Source organism: Lacticaseibacillus baoqingensis, assembly GCF_003946165.1.
Classification (GTDB): Bacteria; Bacillota; Bacilli; order Lactobacillales; family Lactobacillaceae; genus Lacticaseibacillus; species Lacticaseibacillus baoqingensis.
Window position 1 is genome coordinate 1 of record NZ_RHOI01000036.1, and the last position, 20,152, is coordinate 20,152.

At 51.4% G+C, this 20,152-nt stretch carries 22 protein-coding genes; 5 read left to right on the top strand and 17 right to left on the bottom strand.

The features are described 5' to 3' along the window. A partial coding sequence (locus tag EKM91_RS11795; RefSeq protein WP_164508575.1) for a helix-turn-helix domain-containing protein occupies positions 1 to 454 on the bottom strand: 454 nt, incomplete at its 3' end. A 229-nt stretch (positions 455 to 683) separates the two neighbouring features. Continuing rightward, a complete protein-coding gene (locus EKM91_RS11800; RefSeq protein WP_164508576.1) occupies positions 684 to 983 on the bottom strand; it encodes a DUF2316 family protein in 300 nt (99 codons plus the stop codon). A gap of 114 nt (positions 984 to 1,097) precedes the next feature. Between EKM91_RS11800 and EKM91_RS11805 the strand changes: the two genes are divergently transcribed. Further along, complete coding sequence (locus EKM91_RS11805; RefSeq protein ID WP_125754121.1) at positions 1,098 to 1,532, top strand: MarR family winged helix-turn-helix transcriptional regulator; 435 nt, start codon at positions 1,098 to 1,100, stop codon at positions 1,530 to 1,532. Between the two features lie 149 nt (positions 1,533 to 1,681). Here the strand turns inward: EKM91_RS11805 and EKM91_RS11810 are convergent, their stop codons facing one another. From EKM91_RS11810 to nrdF, 3 genes are all read right to left on the bottom strand, one after another. Next, positions 1,682 to 2,707 (bottom strand): D-cysteine desulfhydrase family protein, encoded by a 1,026-nt coding sequence (locus EKM91_RS11810; RefSeq protein ID WP_125754122.1) that lies wholly within the window; start codon positions 2,705 to 2,707, stop codon positions 1,682 to 1,684. Between the two features lie 124 nt (positions 2,708 to 2,831). After that, on the bottom strand, positions 2,832 to 3,314 hold the full coding sequence (locus EKM91_RS11815; RefSeq protein ID WP_125754123.1) for a class Ib ribonucleoside-diphosphate reductase assembly flavoprotein NrdI: 483 nt from the start codon (positions 3,312 to 3,314) through the stop codon (positions 2,832 to 2,834). Beyond that, positions 3,314 to 4,300 carry a class 1b ribonucleoside-diphosphate reductase subunit beta gene (gene nrdF / locus EKM91_RS11820; RefSeq protein ID WP_125754124.1) on the bottom strand — a complete coding sequence of 329 codons (987 nt, stop codon included), beginning with the start codon at positions 4,298 to 4,300 and terminating at the stop codon, positions 3,314 to 3,316. Before nrdF ends, EKM91_RS11815 begins: the two co-directional genes overlap by 1 nt. A gap of 333 nt (positions 4,301 to 4,633) precedes the next feature. Here nrdF and nrdE point away from each other — a divergent pair, with 333 nt between their 5' ends. Then, positions 4,634 to 6,805 (top strand): class 1b ribonucleoside-diphosphate reductase subunit alpha, encoded by a 2,172-nt coding sequence (gene nrdE, locus EKM91_RS11825; RefSeq protein ID WP_125754125.1) that lies wholly within the window; start codon positions 4,634 to 4,636, stop codon positions 6,803 to 6,805. A 481-nt stretch (positions 6,806 to 7,286) separates the two neighbouring features. Here nrdE and EKM91_RS11830 read toward each other — a convergent pair whose 3' ends face one another. Then, entirely contained in the window at positions 7,287 to 7,652 is a 366-nt protein-coding gene (locus EKM91_RS11830) for a pyridoxamine 5'-phosphate oxidase family protein (protein WP_125754126.1), read from the bottom strand. Between the two features lie 246 nt (positions 7,653 to 7,898). Between EKM91_RS11830 and EKM91_RS11835 the strand changes: the two genes are divergently transcribed. Continuing rightward, positions 7,899 to 8,780 (top strand): helix-turn-helix transcriptional regulator, encoded by an 882-nt coding sequence (locus EKM91_RS11835; protein ID WP_125754127.1) that lies wholly within the window; start codon positions 7,899 to 7,901, stop codon positions 8,778 to 8,780. 32 nt (positions 8,781 to 8,812) lie between these two features. Here EKM91_RS11835 and EKM91_RS11840 read toward each other — a convergent pair whose 3' ends face one another. Together EKM91_RS11840 and EKM91_RS11845 are read right to left on the bottom strand one after the other, a co-directional pair. Further along, positions 8,813 to 9,349 carry a hypothetical protein gene (locus EKM91_RS11840; protein WP_125754128.1) on the bottom strand — a complete coding sequence of 179 codons (537 nt, stop codon included), beginning with the start codon at positions 9,347 to 9,349 and terminating at the stop codon, positions 8,813 to 8,815. Between the two features lie 19 nt (positions 9,350 to 9,368). Further along, entirely contained in the window at positions 9,369 to 9,728 is a 360-nt protein-coding gene (locus EKM91_RS11845) for a DUF488 domain-containing protein (protein ID WP_125754129.1), read from the bottom strand. Positions 9,729 to 9,901: 173 nt separating this feature from the next. Between EKM91_RS11845 and pbp4 the strand changes: the two genes are divergently transcribed. Then, a complete protein-coding gene (gene pbp4, locus EKM91_RS11850) occupies positions 9,902 to 11,890 on the top strand; it encodes a penicillin-binding protein PBP4(5) (protein ID WP_125754130.1) in 1,989 nt (662 codons plus the stop codon). A gap of 51 nt (positions 11,891 to 11,941) precedes the next feature. Here the strand turns inward: pbp4 and EKM91_RS11855 are convergent, their stop codons facing one another. From EKM91_RS11855 to EKM91_RS13960, 3 genes are all read right to left on the bottom strand, one after another. Next, on the bottom strand, positions 11,942 to 13,012 hold the full coding sequence (locus EKM91_RS11855) for a GGDEF domain-containing protein (RefSeq protein ID WP_164508577.1): 1,071 nt from the start codon (positions 13,010 to 13,012) through the stop codon (positions 11,942 to 11,944). Between the two features lie 503 nt (positions 13,013 to 13,515). Further along, the gene (locus tag EKM91_RS11860; RefSeq protein WP_125754132.1) at positions 13,516 to 14,019 is read right to left on the bottom strand and encodes a hypothetical protein; all 504 of its coding nucleotides are present in this window, start codon (positions 14,017 to 14,019) and stop codon (positions 13,516 to 13,518) included. Between the two features lie 97 nt (positions 14,020 to 14,116). Further along, a complete protein-coding gene (locus tag EKM91_RS13960; protein ID WP_164508578.1) occupies positions 14,117 to 14,350 on the bottom strand; it encodes a hypothetical protein in 234 nt (77 codons plus the stop codon). Between EKM91_RS13960 and EKM91_RS11865 the strand changes: the two genes are divergently transcribed. After that, entirely contained in the window at positions 14,349 to 14,819 is a 471-nt protein-coding gene (locus EKM91_RS11865; protein ID WP_125754133.1) for a hypothetical protein, read from the top strand. The two genes, EKM91_RS13960 and EKM91_RS11865, sit on opposite strands and share 2 nt — an antisense overlap. Before the next feature lie 168 nt (positions 14,820 to 14,987). Here EKM91_RS11865 and EKM91_RS11870 read toward each other — a convergent pair whose 3' ends face one another. The 6 genes from EKM91_RS11870 to EKM91_RS11895 form a co-directional block, all read right to left on the bottom strand. Then, a complete protein-coding gene (locus tag EKM91_RS11870; RefSeq protein WP_125754134.1) occupies positions 14,988 to 15,539 on the bottom strand; it encodes a 5-formyltetrahydrofolate cyclo-ligase in 552 nt (183 codons plus the stop codon). 160 nt (positions 15,540 to 15,699) lie between these two features. Further along, the gene (locus EKM91_RS11875) at positions 15,700 to 16,800 is read right to left on the bottom strand and encodes a M42 family metallopeptidase (protein WP_125754135.1); all 1,101 of its coding nucleotides are present in this window, start codon (positions 16,798 to 16,800) and stop codon (positions 15,700 to 15,702) included. An 11-nt stretch (positions 16,801 to 16,811) separates the two neighbouring features. Next, entirely contained in the window at positions 16,812 to 17,873 is a 1,062-nt protein-coding gene (locus EKM91_RS11880; protein ID WP_125754136.1) for a M42 family metallopeptidase, read from the bottom strand. A 17-nt stretch (positions 17,874 to 17,890) separates the two neighbouring features. Beyond that, positions 17,891 to 18,409: a GrdB-related putative oxidoreductase gene (locus EKM91_RS11885; protein ID WP_125754137.1), complete on the bottom strand. Its 519-nt coding sequence runs from the start codon at positions 18,407 to 18,409 to the stop codon at positions 17,891 to 17,893. A gap of 34 nt (positions 18,410 to 18,443) precedes the next feature. After that, complete coding sequence (locus EKM91_RS11890; protein ID WP_125754138.1) at positions 18,444 to 19,784, bottom strand: PTS sugar transporter subunit IIC; 1,341 nt, start codon at positions 19,782 to 19,784, stop codon at positions 18,444 to 18,446. 27 nt (positions 19,785 to 19,811) lie between these two features. Next, the gene (locus EKM91_RS11895; protein WP_125754139.1) at positions 19,812 to 20,138 is read right to left on the bottom strand and encodes a PTS sugar transporter subunit IIB; all 327 of its coding nucleotides are present in this window, start codon (positions 20,136 to 20,138) and stop codon (positions 19,812 to 19,814) included. Positions 20,139 to 20,152: the final 14 nt, after the last annotated feature.

Genomic DNA, 20,152 nt, shown 5'->3' on the forward strand with positions numbered 1-20,152 from the left:
GCCAACGTGGTTTCTCAGCCAAGCGGATGTCGTACCATCGATCACGATAGCCATGCGGTTTATCCAACCGCAACTTATCATTAACGATGGTCGCCCGATCGGTCTTAAAACCGCAGCGGCTGCGCTTCTTTGACTTAAACCGTGGCTTGCGATGGTCAGGCATTTTCGGGTTAAAGAAATTTGCCCAAGCCTGGGCTAAATCATGCACTGCCAATTGCAAGATCCGTGCTGAACGACTGTATTGCCAGTCTGCTTTGTTGTTAACTAACTCATTGCGGACTTGACGTTCATTTGGCCGTGCTGTCGTATTTGCCAATACCACCGATGCGTCATACATCTCGTTCCACGTGGCAAGCGCCTGATTGTAACAATAGCGGCGATAATCGCATGATTGAGCCAATACGCGGCGCATTGTCGCGTTCGGGTAGCACCGGATCTTGTGCGTTCTCAACATGTTTTCACCTCCAACTTGCTTATGGATATCATAGCAAATTAAGATAAGGAGGCCCTGTCGAGACATGATGAAAACCGTCATCATCTGTCCATGCATCAGTCAGCGATTTTTCACGAGTTTATCATTTCGCAGCACTTGGTCATTCTGCCTTCCACTTGATTACCGCAGAACGACTAATTACTACAAATTAACACACTATTCTACGTTATTGATTACTGTTAATAATCTCCTATTCAATGATCCCGCGTTCAATAATATCGGCATTTAAGAACCAATAACGATGATAGTCCCCGACCAACGCGGTAAATGGTACCGGCTCGATGCCATGTTCGGCCATGTATTGAAGCAAGAAATTGCGAATGATCCAATTATCATCAATGTGCCGCGGATGCATGTCGATCGATTGGGCGATCACCGCTGGCGTGGTGCCTAAGGCCGTGGCAATCTGTTCGAGAGTGAGCCCGCTGCGCTGGATATTGGTGTGAAATTCGTTGCGAGTGGCATTTGTTTGTGCTGGTGTTAGCGACATAATGACCTCCGTGTGGTAAACTAAACTTGTAAATACAAGTAGGATCATAATCTTAGTTCGTCACCTTGTCAAACATAATACTTGTAAAATTATCTTAATTACCGGAGGCGCCCCATGGATCTAGGGTCAGAAAATGAATTAGTCGAACACATCTTTCATATCACCCGCTCCGAACAACATTTTGTCCAACAGCAACTAAAAAAAGTCGGCCTCAATGTCTTGCAAGCCCAGGCCTTAAACTATATCGCCCAACACCCTGCCGCGATCCAAAAAGCGGTTTCGCAATACTTAGGCAAGCAAGAAGCCACCACCACGAACCTCTTAAAGGCCTTGGAAGCCCGCCAGTTGATCTTGCGGCGCAAAACCGTCGCCAACGAGCGCCAAAAGCAGCTTTACTTGACCCCGGAAGGCCAAGAATCGGTCCAAACCGTCCGCGCAGTCTTCATCGACTTAGAGCAGCGGGTCAGTGCGCCTTTATCTGCCGCAGAAAAAACCCAGCTCATCACCTTACTAAAGCGTATCAGCGTGCAAGCAGACTTTAGCATCTAAAAACCCCCACGAGCACCCAACCATCCAGGCAGGTGATCATGGGGCATTTTAGCGGTTGCTTCACTACTTTGATGCAATTAATATCACGCCGGTGTTGCGCAGCCGCTGCCTTTTTCACCTTGACCGTGGTCCAAGATCAGCCCCACCAGTCAGTCATAAAGCCGCCCGACCATCGCCGGTTCAGCAAACAACGCAGAGATCCCGCCAGTGTGCCAAAACACCACATTGCTGCCAGGGGCGATCTTGCCAGTGCGGATATAATCAAGCATCCCGGCAAACCCCTTGCCTGTATACACCGGATCCAACAAGATCCCTTCTGTTTCTGCTAGCAAGCGGATCGCCGCGCTGGCACTGGCAGTCGGCTGCTCATAGCCTTGTCCAAAGTAATTTTGGTCAAAATGAAAATCGGCGGCCGTCACGGTTTCGCGGCTGCCTAACAATTGCAAAGCAGCCGTCGCCAATTCGGCAGTTTGCGCATAATGCGCCAAAGGCTTGGGACTAACATTGATCGATAACACTTGCGGTTGCGGCGCTTGGCCGTACAACTTCACCCCAGCGACCAGCCCGGCAGCAGTGCCGCCAGTGCCGGTACCATGGACGATGTAGTCTGGCGATTGTTCAAGCTGACCTAAAAGCTCTTGTACGCCGATTGCAAACCCGACCGAACCGATCGGCGTGGCGCCGCCTACTGGGATGATGTAGACCTTGTGTCCGGCGGCTTCAAGCGCCGCTTTTTGCTTTAAGGCTAATGCCATCGCATATTCATCCGCTTGTGCTTCCGTGCGGTCAGCCATGGACACATAGGTGATCTTGGCGCCTAAGATCTTGTCGATCAAAATATTGCCGCGATCACTGGTTTGATCTGGCGGCGTGATCGTTTCTAAATACAACCATGGCGTCAATCCCAGCTTACGGGCGGCCACAGCCGTTTCCATCGCGTGATTGGACTGGGTCGCGCCGAAGGTGATCACCGTATCTGCCCCTTGTGCCAACGCATCCCCCAGCAAAAACTCGAGCTTGCGGATCTTATTGCCGCCAAATAAATTTGGCCCAGTCAGATCATCACGCTTGAGCCACAAATTCACCCCTAATTGTTTTGAAAGCCGCTTAAGCTGATGTACTGGCGTAGGAAAAAAGCCTAAGTGTTCCCGTCGTAATCCATTGTATGCTGCCATATTCTGCCCCCTGCATTGCGTTTGGTCATCTTGCTTCACAATATGGCAGTTAAAGATAGCGCTGTCAATTCATTGCACGAAAAAAGACCAGTCGTCGTGACTTGTCTTTTGTTGTTGCCCATTATTAAACCAGTGCCCGTTTGACACCGCGCTTGTCGAAGTCGCGTTGATAATTGCACATTGCGGTATAGATCTTCGCTGCTTCTTCATTATTGCCGCGCAATTCGAACAAGCCGATCACCGGCGAATTAAAGCGGCGCGCGTAATGCTTGGCCGTTAAACCAAATTGAGCGTTGAAGTTGCGGTTGCCGCTGCCGATGATGCCCAGCAAGTTATCGGTATTGCCGGCTTGCAGCTCATCGCGAAAGTCTAAAGTCATGACTTCCTTATAGCCGTTGTTGATCCCATCCCCGCCATCAAGGTAAGTCGGTACCATCGCAAAAAATGGTTTGTCCATGATGCTGGTATCGACAGTTTCACTATATTCTACGGCATGCAACTGCGGGTTGGCAGGATCTAAAGCGTGCTGCTTGTCCGCGTATGCCCCCAGGCGCTTCGCAAAAGCCCGTGTATTACCGGAAATCGAAACGTAAAAAAGATTCAGCATTACTTATCGCCTGCTTCCGGATCCGAGATCACGTCGATATTGTAATCATCATCATTCATCGCTTCAACTTGGCCCAGTAAGTAACCATTGCCGACTTGTGAGAAGAAATCATGGTTAGATGTCGTCGTGTTGATCCCGTTCATGATGATCGGGTTCACATCGCTAGCCGTGGTTGGGAACATGCTTTCTTTGCCTAAGTTCATCAAAGCCTTGTTGGCATTGTATTCAACGAAAGTCATCACTTGCTTGGTCCAGCCCACTTGGTCATAGCACAACGCCGCATACTTTTCTTCATTCGCGTAAAGCTTATATAACAAGTCATAAGCCCAATCATCTTGTTTTTGCTTTTCAGCATCAGACAGCTGATTGTAGGCGATTTGATACTTATAGCCGATATAGGTGCCATGCACCGATTCGTCCCGCAAGATCAACTTGATGATCTCAGCTACATTGTTCAGCTTATTGTTGCCCAGATAATAAAGCGGTGTGTAGAACCCAGAATAAAACAGGCAGGTTTCCAGGAACACGTTAGCAACTTTTTTGTGCAACGGATCCGGATCATTGCGGTAAAGATCAACGATCCACTTGGCTTTATTTTGTAAAAACTCTTCAGAATCGGACCATTGGAAGATCTCATCGATTTCGGCTTGGGTGTTCAACGTCGAGAAAATGGTGGAATATGACTTGGCGTGAACAGATTCCATGAATTGGATGTTGTTCAAAACCGCTTTTTCATGCGGTGTAATGGCACCAGTTGTCAAAGCCCGCATCCCATCTTGGCTTTGCACAGTATCCAATAAGGTCAAACCGCCAAAAACGTGACCGACGACCCATTGGTGGGTGCTGTCGAGTTCCCGCCAGTCGTCCATGTCGTTGGAAACCGGGATCCGCGTATCCAACCAGAATTGTTCGGTAAGTTTTTCCCATGTCGCCTTGTCGACGGCGTCTGAGACGCGGTCCCAGTTAATCGCCTGATAATTTTCCATAATGTGATGTGCTTCCTTTCGTCGGGGGTGTTAAAATATCACTTGCGCGCCTAATCTTACCACAGGTTGCCAATCCCGCCTAATCGCAAGATGTTGCACGTGAGTTGACCATAGACACAATATACAGTATCATACACTTATTCTCAAACACTTACTAAAACACAGAGCGCAGCAAGCCGCACTTAGGCCTGTGGGTAAGGCGGCTTGGGTGCGGTGCAGTATGCACCGTGACCGAGACGACTTACCTGCAATGCCGTTGTGGTGCGCAACTCGACTATAAAACCCCGAGCAAAACCGCGTTTTTCGGTAACACTCGACAAAAGGAGTAACGTCATGGGCCTCAAGTCTATTGATCCAGAACAAGTCACCTACTTCAAACTCAATAATGAAATCAACATCCCCGTCAACGGCCAGATCCCGCTTAACAAGGATAAAGAAGCATTGGCTGCATTTTTCAAAGAAAATGTTGAGCCGAACACCAAAAAATTTGCCAGCCTCAAAGAACGGCTCGCTTTTTTGGTGGACAATAATTATTATGAAGCCGCATTTTTAAGCAAGTACACCCCAGAATTCTTACAAAAGCTGACCGACTACCTAGCCGCCCAAGACTTCCAGTTCCAGTCATTCATGGCCGCTTACAAGTTTTATGCCCAATACGCGTTGAAGACTGACGATAACGAAGAATACCTCGAATCCTTCCCAGATCGGGTCTTTGCTAACGCATTATTCTTCGCAGATGGCAATGAAGAATTAGCCCTGCGCTTAGCCGACGAAATGATCCATCAACGCTATCAGCCGGCTACCCCATCATTTCTCAATGCTGGGCGCGCGCGCCGCGGCGAATTAGTGTCTTGTTTCTTGTTGCAAGTGACTGATGACATGAACGCGATCGGCCGCGCGGTGAACTCTGCTTTAGAGCTTTCGCGGATCGGCGGCGGCGTGGGGATCACCTTGTCTAATTTGCGTGAAGGCGGCGCTCCGATCAAAGGGATCGAAGGCGCAGCCAGCGGCGTTTTGCCCGTCATGAAGCTGCTTGAAGATTCTTTTTCTTACTCCAACCAACTGGGCCAGCGGCAAGGGGCCGGCGTCGTTTACTTGAACGTCTTCCATCCTGATATTATCGCCTTTTTAGGCGCTAAAAAGGAAAATGCCGATGAAAAGTATCGGTTGAAGACCTTAAGCCTCGGCGTGATCGTTCCTGATAAGTATTATGACTTGGTGAAAAATGATGAGGACATGTACCTCTTTTCACCATATTCCGTTGAACGCGAATACGGCCAGCCATTTTCTTACATCGACATCACCAAGGAATACGACAACATGGTCGCTAACCCGAACATCACCAAGAAAAAGATCCGGGCGCGGGATCTGGAAACCGAGATCTCTAAGCTCCAACAAGAATCCGGCTATCCTTACATTTTAAATATTGATACCGCCAACAACGCCAGCCCGATCGCCGGCAAGATCATCATGTCCAACTTGTGCTCCGAGATCTTGCAAGTGCAAACCCCATCGACTTTGAACAACCGCCAAGAATATGACGTCATGGGCACAGATGTTTCTTGCAACCTCGGCTCGACCAACATCCCGAACTTGATGAAGAGTCAAGACTTCGAAAAGTCTGTCGATGCAATGGTGCGGGCATTGACCTATGTCACCGACCATTCTGAGATCGACGTGGTCCCATCTGTGCAACACGGCAACGATCTGGCCCACTCCATCGGTTTAGGGGCGATGGGCTTGCATACCTATTTTGCCAAGCATCACATGCACTATGGTTCGCCTGAATCGTTGGACTTCACCAACCAATACTTCTTGCTGCTTAACTACTACACCTTGAAGGCCTCCAACAAGATCGCACGCGAACGCAAGCAAGTCTTCCACAATTTCGAAGCTTCCAAGTACGCAGATGGCAGTTACTTTGACAAGTATCTTCAAGGCGATTGGGGCATCAAATACGATACGGTGAAGGCACAATTTGCCGGCATCCACATCCCGACCAAAGCCGACTGGGAACAGTTGAAAGCCGATGTGATGAAAGATGGGCTTTACCACCAAAACCGCATGGCCGTAGCCCCAAACGGCTCTATTTCCTACATTAACGACACCTCTTCTTCCTTACATCCGATCGTGAACCGGATCGAAGACCGTCAAGAAAAAACGATCGGGACGATCTACTACCCAGCTTCCGGTTTGGCTAACGACACCTTGCCATACTATCAAAGTGCCTATGACACCAACATGACCAAGGTCATCGACGTCTATGCCGCTGCGCAACAGCACGTCGATCAAGGGATGGCGATGACGCTCTTCATGCGTTCCACGATCCCGGCAGGACTTTATCCATGGAAAGAAGGCCGCACCGACAAGATGACCACGCGTGATCTCAACATCTTGCGCAACTATGCCCACGCTAAAGGCATCAAGTCGATCTACTATATCCGGACCTTCACCGACGACGAAGACGAAATCGGCGCCAATGCCTGCGAGAGCTGCTCAATCTAACCAGAGCGAAGCAAAGCGGTTATAGGAGTGTGGGTAAGGCAGCGTGATGCGTTATGGCGTCAGCCATAGCGTGGCGCGATGACTTATCCGCGACCCCGTTGCTTTGCGCAGCTCGACGCTAACCAGAGCGAAGCAAAGCGGTTTTAGGGGTGTGGGTAAGGCAGCGTGATGCGTTATGGCGTCAGCCATAGCGTGGCGCGATGACTTACCCGCGACCCCGTGCTTTGCGCAGCTCGACGAGACCAGAGCGAAGCAAGGACGCACTTAGCGATGTGGGTAAGGCAGCCTGGGTGCGTCGCGGCACGCAGCTCGACGATAGCAAAATAAAACCACTAGGAGCGTCCAAAAACGCCGCCTAGTGGTTTTATTTTGCTTTCAGGCAGTTTCTCCCACCCATCAAAAAAAGCCGCATGCTCGCGGCTTTTTTTGTCATAATTGAATGATCCCGATCGGTTCTGTGACATGGTAGGGCAGTACCAGATCAGATCTTTTGTTGAACATCATCGATGGTGACGATTAACATCCGCGTCAGCCAAGGAAATTCGGCCTGCTTTTGGTCAAAAGCAGCGCCGTGGTCGACGAATTCGCCAGTTCCATGCACATGGAAGCCGGCACCAGGGCCGACGGTGCCTTCGACGGCTTTAGAGCCGAAGGTCAGCGTGAGATGATTATCCTGTGGAAAGTCTGCTTCAATGCTATGCATCCCGGCAGCCGGGATCAATAATTGGTTCTCTTTCAGCGTAATGTACGACATCCACGTATTGACCACATGGGCCGGGTGCGCGTTGATCGTAATGATCGTGACCGGACCTTCATGCTGCAACACTTCTAAAAATTTCGGATTCATCAGTTGCCTCCTTATGTGCCAACGTTCAACATACTAATTATAAGTCAGTTAGGGTTGAGGCAATAGCAACAAAATTGTCTAATTAATTATCGATATCTATCCTCGATAGAAAACGTGTGCTTGTCTAGTTTCTTATCTGAAACTGTCTTTTTATGTGCCGACCACCCAACCCAAGCCCTGCGTTTTGTGCTAGAATGTAAGTTAATCACAGGTTTTTTATTGCCTAATGAACAAGGAGGGTACCGCATGTATCAAGCATTATGGAGCGCCACCAGCGTCGACTTGGATCTCGGCGCCTTGAGCGCCGCGCCTGATCCAGAAGCTGGCGGCACCCAATTAGCAATTATTCAATGTCGACGGGAATGTCTCATGCGCCTCAAAGGCCGCCCGTTAGCTTTAAAAACGGGTGACATCGTCTTGATCCACAATCCCATGCCGGCCACGCTTGAAGCTTACAGCCCACAACGGCCGCTGCAAGCCCGCTTTTTCATCTTGCCGGTAGCCAACACCGTGGGGATCGGGCCTAACGCCATGATCACCAGCTTCTTGCAAAGCACCGATACCGCCCACATCGTGTTCCGGCGGATCGCGCATGAGCTGACCAATGGCTATTGTGAACAGCTGGCCCGCTTGATGCTGATGCAGCCGCAAGATGGCTACTTACGCTATGAAGCGTCGATGTTGGCCAATTTGTTGCTCACTGAGCTGTCGCGAGCGCGGTTGAATGCGATGATGATCATCGAATCTGACTTCCCAGAAGACAACTTACGCGGCGCTGATAAGGCGCACCAAGTCGGTTTGATCTTGAACTATATCATGGCCCATATCGACAGCGTAACGTTAAAATCTGCCGCAGATTACTTTGGCTACGAGCCGAATTACTTCTCCCGGTTGTGCCACGATTTGTTCAAGAAACCATTTTCTGCTGAATTGCGCTTCATTCGCATGAACCAAGCCAAGAAGATGCTGGCGATGACTGCCCAAAGCGTCGCAGAGATCGGCTTTAGCCTCGGCTACAAGAATCCGGCCAATTTCGACCATACCTTCAAAAAACAATTCAACATCACCCCTTCTGCCTACCGCCGCCAAGCCCAACGCGCCCAAGCCGCCGATACAGAAGTGCATTAAAAAAGCCGCCAATGGCGGCTTTTTTAATGCGATCAACTAAAGTTGCCTGGCGTCAATATCTCCCCAGGCACACGGTATACCTTCGACCCGCGGTCACCGGCAAACCCTACCGGCACGATCGCCTCTGCGTCAAACTGTCCGCCGGCAAGCGCCGCGTCGTCGACTAGCCGCTCGGTAATGTGCGCGGTAAAGTTCACGTAACCTTGGTAGACTTGCGTGGCGTCGATTTTCAACAACAGTGCGGCAAACGCCGCTGTCAGCACGGGTAACCCATTGATCTTGTCATGGGCAAAACGCGGATCAGTCAACTTGGCGGTTCCTGGATGGCTGCCGGCAAACTCGACCATATCCAAATGCGTCCGATCCAAAAAATTGATCGTTCCTTGCCGATAGGTTAATAGCTGCATCGCCGCATTCGTGTCACTGCTGAGCCCAAAACAATACATCCCGCCTAAGCTATACCCAGAGCTGCAAGTCGTAACATTATAGCCGAAGCGTTCATCTTGATAGCCGATAATAAAGATCGGATAGTTAAAATACATGTGCCTAGTTGGATAAGAAACAAGCATAATGGGCCCCCTTGTGTGGTCACTGCGCTAAGCGTTCACTCAGATAGTCGCTTAACACGACGGCGTTGTTGTGTTGGGTATCTTTAGCCCCATATAATAATAAAACCCGTTTTTCGTCGCTGGCCTTAAGCTTGGCCACTAACGCTTCAACAGCTGGATTCGCATCCAATTCGGCGCGATAACGCTGGGTAAATTCACTAAATTTTTCCGGATCATGGCCAAACCACTTACGCAACTCCGTACTTGGCGCGACGGTTTTATCCCAAGCGTCTAACGCGGCTTTTTCCTTGCTCACACCGCGCGGCCAGACGCGATCGATCAAGACACGCAAGCCTGCTGGCGCATCATGTGCATAGATCCTTACTGGTAATAATTCCATTCCGATCACCTCTGCCTTGATTAAAGCAGGCCTAAGCGGCGCCGTCAAATTATCCACCTGTGTATAACTATCGAAAATACTGTGAGCTGTCCACATGTGGATAAAGGCTAACGTTTCACCCAGCATTCACGTATAATAGAGTGACTAACAGCCAATCTCAAGGGAGGCCTCTCATGCACAAAAATACCCGGACGCTGCTCACCGCCAGCATTGCCGCGATCGTTTTAGTCGCCGGCAGCTTCACTTGGTACCACTGGCACCACCAGCGTGCTGAAGCCCAAGCCGTTGCTGCCACTGCCAAAGCGTACACCCAAGCCTTCGCCAAACGGCAATACCCGACCATGGCCAAGCAAATCGATACCGGCCAGCTCAAAGGCACCGGTTGGCACTACACGAAAAAGCAGCTGATCGCACGCAATCAAGCGGTATTTGACCGCGTCGGTGCCAGCCGCATCAAGATCAGCAAGCTCACCACCACCCCTAGTGCCCATAACACCTATCAATTGCGCTTCACTGCCACGATGAAAACCAAAGTCGGGCAGCTCAAAGCCTTGCACTACCAAGCCAAGATCGTCAAGCGCAACGACACCTGGCGCGTTCGCTGGACGCCTGCGCTTTTATTCCCGCAGATGGCCGGCAAAGACACGGTCCAATTGACCACCACCAAAGCGGTACGCGGCCAGATCTACGACCGCAACGGCCAACTGCTCGCCAAAAACGGCACCGTCTTGCAAGCCGGTTTGATCCCAGGCAAACTCGGCACCGGCAGCACCCGCACGCAAAACTTGCAAAAAATCGCCACGGCTTTCAACGTTAAAGTCTCAAGCTTAGAAACCTTGCTCAACCAAGCTTGGGTCACCGCCGATACATTTGTCCCAGTCAAAGTCGTCACCGCTGCCCCTGAATTGACCGGCGTCAACTACCAAACCGTCGGCTCGCGAACGTACCCGCTTGGTGCGGCTGCCGCGCAGCTGATCGGTTATGTCGGCGAAGCTACCGCTGCCTACTTGAAGAAATCGCCAACCTTGACCGCCGGCAGCGATGTCGGCAAAGCCGGGCTGGAACAGACTGAAGACACCAAATTGCGCGGCGTTGATGGCGGTGCGATCACCATCGGCCACGGCGATCAAACCACGACGCTGCTGAAAACCAACCCTAAAAACGGCCAAGATCTGCACTTGACCATTGACGCTGCCAAGCAGCAAAAAGCCTATACCCAACTCGGCAATCAAGCCGGCACCGTGGTAACGATGGATCCAAAAACCGGCGCCTTGCTGACCTTAGCCAGCGCCCCTAGCTACGATCCCAACAAGTTCGTCAATGGCATCAACCAAAGCGATTATGACGCTTATGCCAAGGATCAAGCACTGCCTTTTGTCAGCCGCTTCACCCAGCGCTATGCGCCAGGCTCGACATTCAAGATGCTGACGGCAGGGATCGCTTTGGCCAATCAAACGATCACCGCCAACACCACCAAGACGATCTCCGGGCTCAAATGGCAAAAAGATGCGTCTTGGGGGTCCTACCAAGTTACCCGCACCGTTAATGCCAGCTCAGAAAATATGACCGCCGCGCTGGTCAACTCCGACAACATTTGGTTTGCCCAAGCGGCGTTACAAATGGGGCAAGCCGCATACCTCAAGGGCCTGCAGCCATTTTTCAAGGCGACCGCAGATTTACCGCTGGCCATGAAGCCTGCGCAGATCTCAAATTCCGGCAAGCTTGATCGCGAGACTTTGTTAGCTGACACCGCCTACGGACAAGGGCAGCTGTTGCTTTCGCCGATTGAACAAGCCGCGATGTACAGCGCCATTGCCAATGGCGGCACCATGCAGCAGCCGACCTTGGTCCAAGAGACGACGGGCAAAAGGATCAGCGTGTTGCCAGCCGCCGCAGCCAACACCGTCAAAACAGCGCTGACGCATGTCGTGTCTGACAGTGCCGGCACCGCCCATGGCTTGGCGCTTGCCGGCCACACCATCGCTGCCAAAACCGGTACGGCAGAGTTGAAAAAGCAACAAGATACTAATGGTAAGACCAATGGGTTTCTCGTCGCCATGGACGCCGACCACAATACCTATCTCACGGTGACCTTGATCGAAAATACCGGCAGCGACAGTGTCGTTACTGCCATGAAACCTTATCTCGCCAGCCTTTACTAACGGGTGGCAGTAAAAAAAGCCGGGTGCGCACGCACTCGGCTTTTTTGCTGTTCAATTACCGGCAACAACTTGATCACGCCCGCCGCGCTTAGCCGCATACAGATTCGCATCCGCACGAGCGATCGTGATGTCATTGCGCTTGTCGCCAGCCATCACCTTCGTGATCCCAGCAGAAACGGTCAGGTGCAATTTAACTCCTGCCGTCGCGATGGTCAATTGCCGCAAATGCGCCACATAGCCATCCACGATCGCGCGCACTTGTTGATCAGTGGCCCCGCCAGCGATCAACAAGCTGAATTCTTCGCCGCCAGTGCGATACAGCGTACATGGAAACGCCGACTGATCAAGGTAAGTCTCCAGATCACTGGCAAACGCCTTGAGCACATCGTTGCCTGCCAAATGCCCATAAGTATCATTGATCCGCTTGAAGTGATCGATATCCAGCATCACCAAATGCACCGCCGGCATATTCCCATCTAAGCTCAATTGATGATACCGCCCAAAGTCGCTGGTGAATTTGCTCAAACTATGGACGCCAGTCAAGGCATCATGTTGATTATCGTACTCCAAGGTACTGGTTTTTTGTTGGCGATAAACCAACAAATAATCATACATATGCGCCAGCACGATCACAACGACAAAACAAACCCAAACTGCCAGCGTCTCGCCTAAAGGATAATGAAACGCATACATATCAAACAACCAATAAACCAAGCTGATCACGCTTAAAACAAGGCCATGCCGCAGCCAGTTGGCTTTGATCCAATCTTGATACCAGTTGATCGGCAACAACAGCACCAAGATCAATACCTGCCATGCCATCGCCCAGTAATTCCACTGCCAAAACGGCCATAAGGAGACAAAAAAGCCGACCAGCAGCCAGGCGAAAGCACGCCGATCCTGCAACCGTTTGGACACATAGATCAACGCGCCATTACGGATCGCATTGGCGGTCCAGGTGAATGTCGTGCCGAATAAGCGCAGCATACGCACAAACATGATGACAGCGAGCACATAAATCACCACCGCCGCAGCCGCAGAGATCCGCCGGTGCAGCCAGCGCTGGACCAACTCCGGTCCGAGGTCTTCAACGATTTCCAGTGACGCCACGAAACCGATCATAAAAAAGAAAGTCCAAAAAAATGTATTGCCAACTAATGCCATGATGTTTTCCCCAATAAACTCACGTGTTTACCGTTAAGCATACCGCAACCCCGCACTGGTTGCCATTGAAAAAAGGCTGCCACCATGGCAGCCTCTTCACGGAATAGATCGCCGCCGAAGCGGCACGATTTACACACACGTTGATCAGCTCGTTGACGGTTCGGGGGAAAGATCAACAGAGCCTTGGAAAAGAACAAAACGACCCGCCGCAACAGGCCGAAGCCTCTGCGCACGGGTCGTCTCAAGCGTACCATCGAAATGGTCTGTACTTGAGTGAGCGGTCAAATTCACTTGTTCTAAATCCAAAAACTATTTTACGGCTTGACGTGTCTTGACGCAACCCTAAAATGATTATTTTAATAAAAAACCGCCTTTACAGGCGGTCCGCCAGCTTTCCTTTGTCAGTTGAGCTTCGCGGCGATATAACTTAGCCAATACTTACACTTACTCCCCCACGCAACTTACGAGGCATCAATGGGCCCGGCAAACAACATCCAGCGTAAGGCCGCATGATATGTTGTGCCTGGCTTGCCAGCTGGAATATACAACGCCACCGTTTTTAGCGCCGGCGCTGCACCAGCGGCTTTCACGACGACTTGTGCCGTCGGGTGCGCCGCTGTTTCCAGTTGTGCACCTGCTAATGGCTGGTGCGCATCATCTGCAATCACACTCGCCTGAACTAACATCGCCCATGGACCATGCGCCGCAGCATCAATGGCTGCTTTGGTGCCATCGATTGGTGCCGTTAATGCCTGTGCTTGGCTGCCGCCAACGATGCGACCGAAGTCAACATCTGGCAAGGCTTGGATGGCCATCACACTCCCGGAGGCCTCCGTAAACGACACCGACGCCGTGCTTGCTTGCGTGTCGTCAGCCTCGACGACAACCGGCGCGCACCACGCCACTAGTCCGGCCAAACCCGCTAACAACACGAGTGACCGCACCTGAATAAGCTGTTTGATCAAAAACGATTCCCCCAAACCGACTGATGATCACACATTTCTGCGTAAGAAGTCTATACTTTTATAGCACAAAACCAGCCGAAAAACCAGAAAATTATGATTATATTACATAAAAATGAATCAGAGCGATTTTTCCTGCTTTGCTAAACACCATTGCAATGCGTTTATATACCATAAAAACACCAAATGCCTTGTACAAAAGATAACCACGGGATTTTTCACGTCCTCGAGTCGTCTGACAACACTTTTTTGAAGATCTAGGGTATACTGCAAATATGATGGCGTAAACCATTGGTGTCCACCCACTATCAATTGTTTGGAGGAATGTCGCCATGGACCAATATAAGATCTACTACAATACAATGCCGATCGACGATGACGGGTTGGGTTTCGTTGTCGGTTTGATCACGGAATTACCCCCTAGCCGCTTACATGTTAAGGGCCGCAGTCGCAATCTGCTGGCTTACATGCCGGTTTTACGCATGGGCCAGCCGGCTTATCCAGTACTCAATGAAAAACTGCACGTGATCACCCGCAAAGCATGGGAAGCTGCCCCTGATGACGCTGCGTTTTTAGTCACGGATTGGTTTTTACGCTACCCGATGATCGATTCGCTGACCTATTTTGACACTTATGACCCCTTCCACAACTTGACACCGCACATCTTGCCAGGCGACCGTTGGCGCCGCCCGATCCAACTTGCCAAGCAACAGCTCCATGATGACCTTGAGCGCTTCACCAAAGGCCAGCCTACTAAGTTGATGCAATTACCGGTAAAACTAGAAGATCTCGGGTATTTTTAGAGGCTGAGCCCCAAAGCGGTTTTAGCCCATGATAAAAGCGCCTTGAAACCGCGATTCTAACACGAATCGTGGCCCCAAGGCGCTTTTGTCGCTGGGCGCGGCTTGTTAGGGCGCACCTAGACGATGATGTCCTAGTCACGTTTGTGTTAGCAAGTAATTTGCTGTGCTCTATTGATCCACTGTTAGCATCTGGTCGATCATGACATCATGATCTTCGATTGGCCAAGCCGGCGCAGCATACACCATGATCGGTGCGGCTAACACCACTGTTGGGCCTTGATAGCGCTGCAAGAAGCGGTCATAATAGCCCCCGCCAAACCCAATGCGGGCATGGGTGTTCAGCGCATACGCGATCCCCGGGACCAACAATAGATCCGGCTGGTCGTTAACTTTAGCTTCATCATAGGGCGGCTCCGGGATCCCAAACGCACTCGTGATCCGGCCAGCTGCGCCAGGGTCTGGCAAAAATGCCATTTGCCGCTTGGGCAAACAGCGCGGGATCAAGACTTGCTTTCCCGCAGCCGCGGCAGCGGCGATGATCGGCGCAGTTGGAACTTCAAATGGGCTGCTGATGGTGACTCCGATCGTTTTCGCATCACGCCAGCTGGGCAACCCCTGCAACTTCGCTAATAAGGTTTCACCGGCCAATTGCGTCTCTTGCGCATGCGCTTTTAGCCGCGCGATCTGTTGCTGACGAAAAGCTTTTTTCTCTGCACTCATGCCAACACACCTCCTTGCGCCTCATTATCTAAGACAGACGGTGCCGCGTCAATTGTGTTCAGCTATCGAATTTATGGTTGGGATTGTACCCTTCGTCAAAAAACGCCTTGGCAACCTATCGTCGCCAAGACGTCTTGCCAGTCTGATTGGAATCACCTGCTTATTGATGCGCTTGGATCCCGATGGCTTGCTTCATCCCATCCAGATGCTGCCAATCGATTTGTTGACAAAATACTGTCAGCAAGCGGATCGTCTGCTCATAATCCGTGCGGCTGATCAACAGGCGCGGCGAGTGCATGTAACGCGTCGGCAGCGAAGCGGTCATGGCCACGACGCCATCGAGCATTTTATGAATACTGCACGCATCGGTGCCGCCGTCCGTCATGAAATCATAACGCACGTCCAAGTCATTAGCTTGGGCGATTTGGGTCATCATCGCGATCAAACTCGGATTGCTCAGCGTCAAATGATCGACCATCGACAACACCAGTCCACCGCCAAGTTTCATCCCGGCTGTATCCAGCGGTGTGTCAGTGGCAGTGGTGACATCTAAGGCCACCGCGACATCTGGCAAGATCGTGTGCGTGGCCGTGCGCGCCCCGCGAATGCCGACTTCTTCTTGAACCGTCGCAGCAAAATACAGATCGGCATCGGTATGGACCCCTTCAAGGTTGCGCATGACTTCCAGCATCGTCCCTAAATTGACGCGGTCATCCCAGCCTTTGCCGCATAATAGATCCGGATCATTCATCACCCGAAACTTGGTATTTGGCGTGACCATATCCCCAATTTGAATGCCAAGATCCAAGATCGCCTGACGATTTTTGACCCCCATATCCAAAAATAGGTCCATCGGTGCGATCACTGTATTTTTGACTTTTTGAGACAACCCGTGCGGGGCACGGGCGCCGACGATGCCGATGTACTTTTCACCCGTCATCGTGGTGACGGTCAGTTCATGGGCAGGCATCACATGCCCCCACCAGCCGCCAACTGGCAGCAACTTGATATAGCCGGCATCTGTGATCTCGCGTACCATGAACCCGACTTCATCCATATGGGCCGAAAACATCACCTTCGGGCCATGACCGCTGCCATGCTTGATCATGATGGTCGAGCCAAGGTTGTCATGGATGATCTCATCACATAACGGTGCCCCATACTCAGCGACGATGCGACTGACTTCACGCTCACAGCCGCCGATCCCGTCTGCTTCTGAGACCCGGCGTAAGATATTTAAATCGATCTGCTTAAAAGTCATCGGCGCGCCTCCTAACGGTTCTCGGCTTTAAAGGCCGCGATCTGCTCTGGCGTCAGCTGTTGAATGAAGGCGATCAAGGCTTGCTGGGCGCTTTGGAGGTCGCCTAAGTCCGCCACTTGCTGGGGAGTATCCATGTTGCGCACCGCGACATTGACGAACAACGTCGGCGTACCGGTGCGCAGCTTATTGATCCATGCGGCATCTGAACCGGCAAGCGAGTAATAGTACTGATATGGCAGGCCTTGGGCTTCACAAACTTGCTTAAGCGTCTGCAATAATAAGCGGTTAGGCAAAACGGTTTGATCAAAAAAGTTCAGCAATACGCCGTCTCCTAAGCGCCCGATGCGATCTTGAGCATCTTTTTGAGTATCAAACGCCGCATCGGTATCGACGACGATCCCAAGATCTGGTTGCACGGCATTGGTCGCCGTTTGTACCCCGCGTAATCCAACCGTTTCTTGCACCGTACACCCGACGTACAAGTCAAAAGGCAAAGCTTCGCCAGCAACTGCCTTGAGCAGTGCGATCCCCATGAGCGGGGCATAGCGGCCATTGAAGGCTTTGGCGATGACGCGTTGACTGCCTGCATTATGGACCAAGGCCTCGGCAAAAACGGCGCGATCACCGATTTGCAAGCCGCTTTGTTGCGCTTGTTTGGCCGATGCAAAGCCGCAGTCGATCAACACATCCTGTTTTGCCGTCATCGCGTTGCCCGCCGTGTCGTGCGCCAACAGCGTCCCCATCACGGTTTGTCCGTTAGCCAAGGTGAAGCGCACCGCCGAACCCAGCAAACTGGCCTTAAGCGGCTCGCCTAAGGCTAACCCTGCGATCGTCCCGTTGTCATTGAACCGCTTGGCGACAAAGCCCACTTCATCCATGTGTCCTGAAACCATCACACGCGGTGCATTGGGCGTTTTGGCGCGCTTGATGGCATAAATCGAGCCAAGATTGTCATAAACGAAGTCATCAGCATATGGCGCCAGCTGCTCGCGTAAGTATGCCGATACCCGCCGTTCATCCCCTGGCGCCCCGTCCAAAGCCATCAACGCTTGCAACACCTGTTCGTCAACCATACTCCCACTCCTTTTTCTCAATAGCAGTTTGCTGCCGCAAACGCACTGGTATCTTCTTTTTTGACCTTCATCGCCGCTAAGGTCAAGATCTTTTGCAAGGCGTCAGTCAAGCCGATCCCGCCTTTTTTCGGCATTTTGACGATCGTCACTTGATTTCGATACTCGCTGATCGCCGCTTCACACTCTTGACTCATCGCTGCCACTGCCGGCAAGCCGTGCGCTTCAAGCGCGGTGGCGACGGTGGCGCACAGCATGCCGTATTTTTCATAATTGAACGCCGGCCCACAAATCACGACGTCTGGTGCTAATTTGTGGCACATCGCCACCAGCTTGTTAGTCACGGTTTGCGGATCTGCCATGAACGTATCATCCCCGCAATAAAGCGTCGCTAACACCGTCGCATCCACTGCCGGCAGAAAATTCGTAAACATGTCCACGGCGCCGATCGCCAGCTTCTTGCCGCCTAATGGCAGATCCCCGCGCTCCTTGCCGCCGAACCCAGCTTGGATCTGATCAAGAATAAAAATGACTTTCATCGCAATTCCTCCTTGGCTTGGCGCCTACATTTGGCTAAAGATCATCAAATGAAATGTCGTCAAATGAGATATCATCCGTTTCGTCTTTTTTATCGGTGGCGTCGGCTTCTTCTTTAAGATAGTTATTGTCCAAGATCTTGATGAATGGGTAATACACCAAGCAGCCTAGGATCAGCAGCAAGATCTGATAGACTGCCGCGACCCAGCTTCCGGTCGATAAATAACCGGAAAAGCCGACCGGCGTCGTCCATGGTAAAGCGACCCCATTGGTATACGGAATAATTCCCAGCTTCGTCACCGCCGTGGAGATCAAGAGGTTCATCAATGGCACCAGGTTGAATGGGATCAAAATGATCGGATTCAACACGATCGGTAACCCAAAGATGATCGGCTCATTGATCCCAAAGATCCCCGGGATCAATGACAGCTTCCCGAGCTGCTTGATCCGCTGCGACTTGCAAAACAAGATCATCACGATGATCAACGACAGCGTTGAACCGCCGCCGCCGAAGTTGGTGAAGAAGTTGGAAAATGGATCCGTAAAGATATTTGGCAACGTTTTGCCGGCTTGGAAGGCATCCAAGTTTTCCATGGTCAACACCTTGGTGATCGGGCCAAAAACGGAATTGGCCACCGCCGGCCCATTGATCCCAAACGACCAAAACAGCGTGCAGGCTAACCCATAGATCACTTGTGCAAACAAGGTGTTCCCAGCACCTTTAAGCGGCGTCTGCAAGATCTCGAAGATGAAGTTGTGCACGGTCCCAAAACTGGTCATCCCCACAAAGATGCGCACGAAGAAGAACACGATCATCACTAAGCCGCTAGGAATCAAGGCGGCAAACGAATCCGCCACTGCCGGTGGGACCCCATCAGGCATCTTGATCGTCCAGCCGCGCTTGGCGGCAAACGCATACAGCTGTACCGCCACTAACGCCACAACTAAACCTAAGAAAATGCCGTTGGTGCCCAAGTATTCCGTGTCCAACCCAACAATGCTAGTGCCGCCTTTTAATACGAGGTCAGTAGGCGTCAAGATGATGAACGCCACGATCGCCACCCCAGCGGCTTGGATCGCATCCGTATCAAGTTGGCGGCCATAGGCGTAGGCGGTGCCAAAACACGATAAAAAGCCCACTAAGTTAAACACTGACCGCGACACATTAGCAAACCACGACTGCCATTGAGACCCTAAGATCCCGTTCCAAAATTCGACCCAATGCGGGATGGGAAAGTTATTGAACAAAAGAAATAACGACGCCACGATGATCAATGGGGTGGTGATCAAGAAGCCATCACGGATGGCAATCAGGATCTTGTTTTTCCCCAGCTTTTCAGCCAGCGGCATCAAGGTCTTTTCCAATGCGTGTAACATAGTCTTCACTCCTCCAAAATGTGGCGGTTACTGGGCTTTTTTCTTCAAGGCGAGCAAGGCTTGCTTCAGCACGCGTTCGCCGTTCATGGTGCCATAATCTTGGCTGTCGATCAGGATCACCGGGGTGCCGTCTTGCCCATATTTTTCAGCCGTTTCGTCATACAAATATTTCACTTGCGGGCCAAGCATGATCACATCCGGATGTTCTTCATCGACAATATTTTGGAGCAATCCGTGGGGCTTGGCGGCAACCGTCACTGGCATCTTGTGGGCATCTGCTACATCTTGCATCTTTTGGGCCAATAGACTAGTCGACATGCCTTGGCTGCAAAACAGATAAATTTTCTTACTCATGATGATTTCCTCCT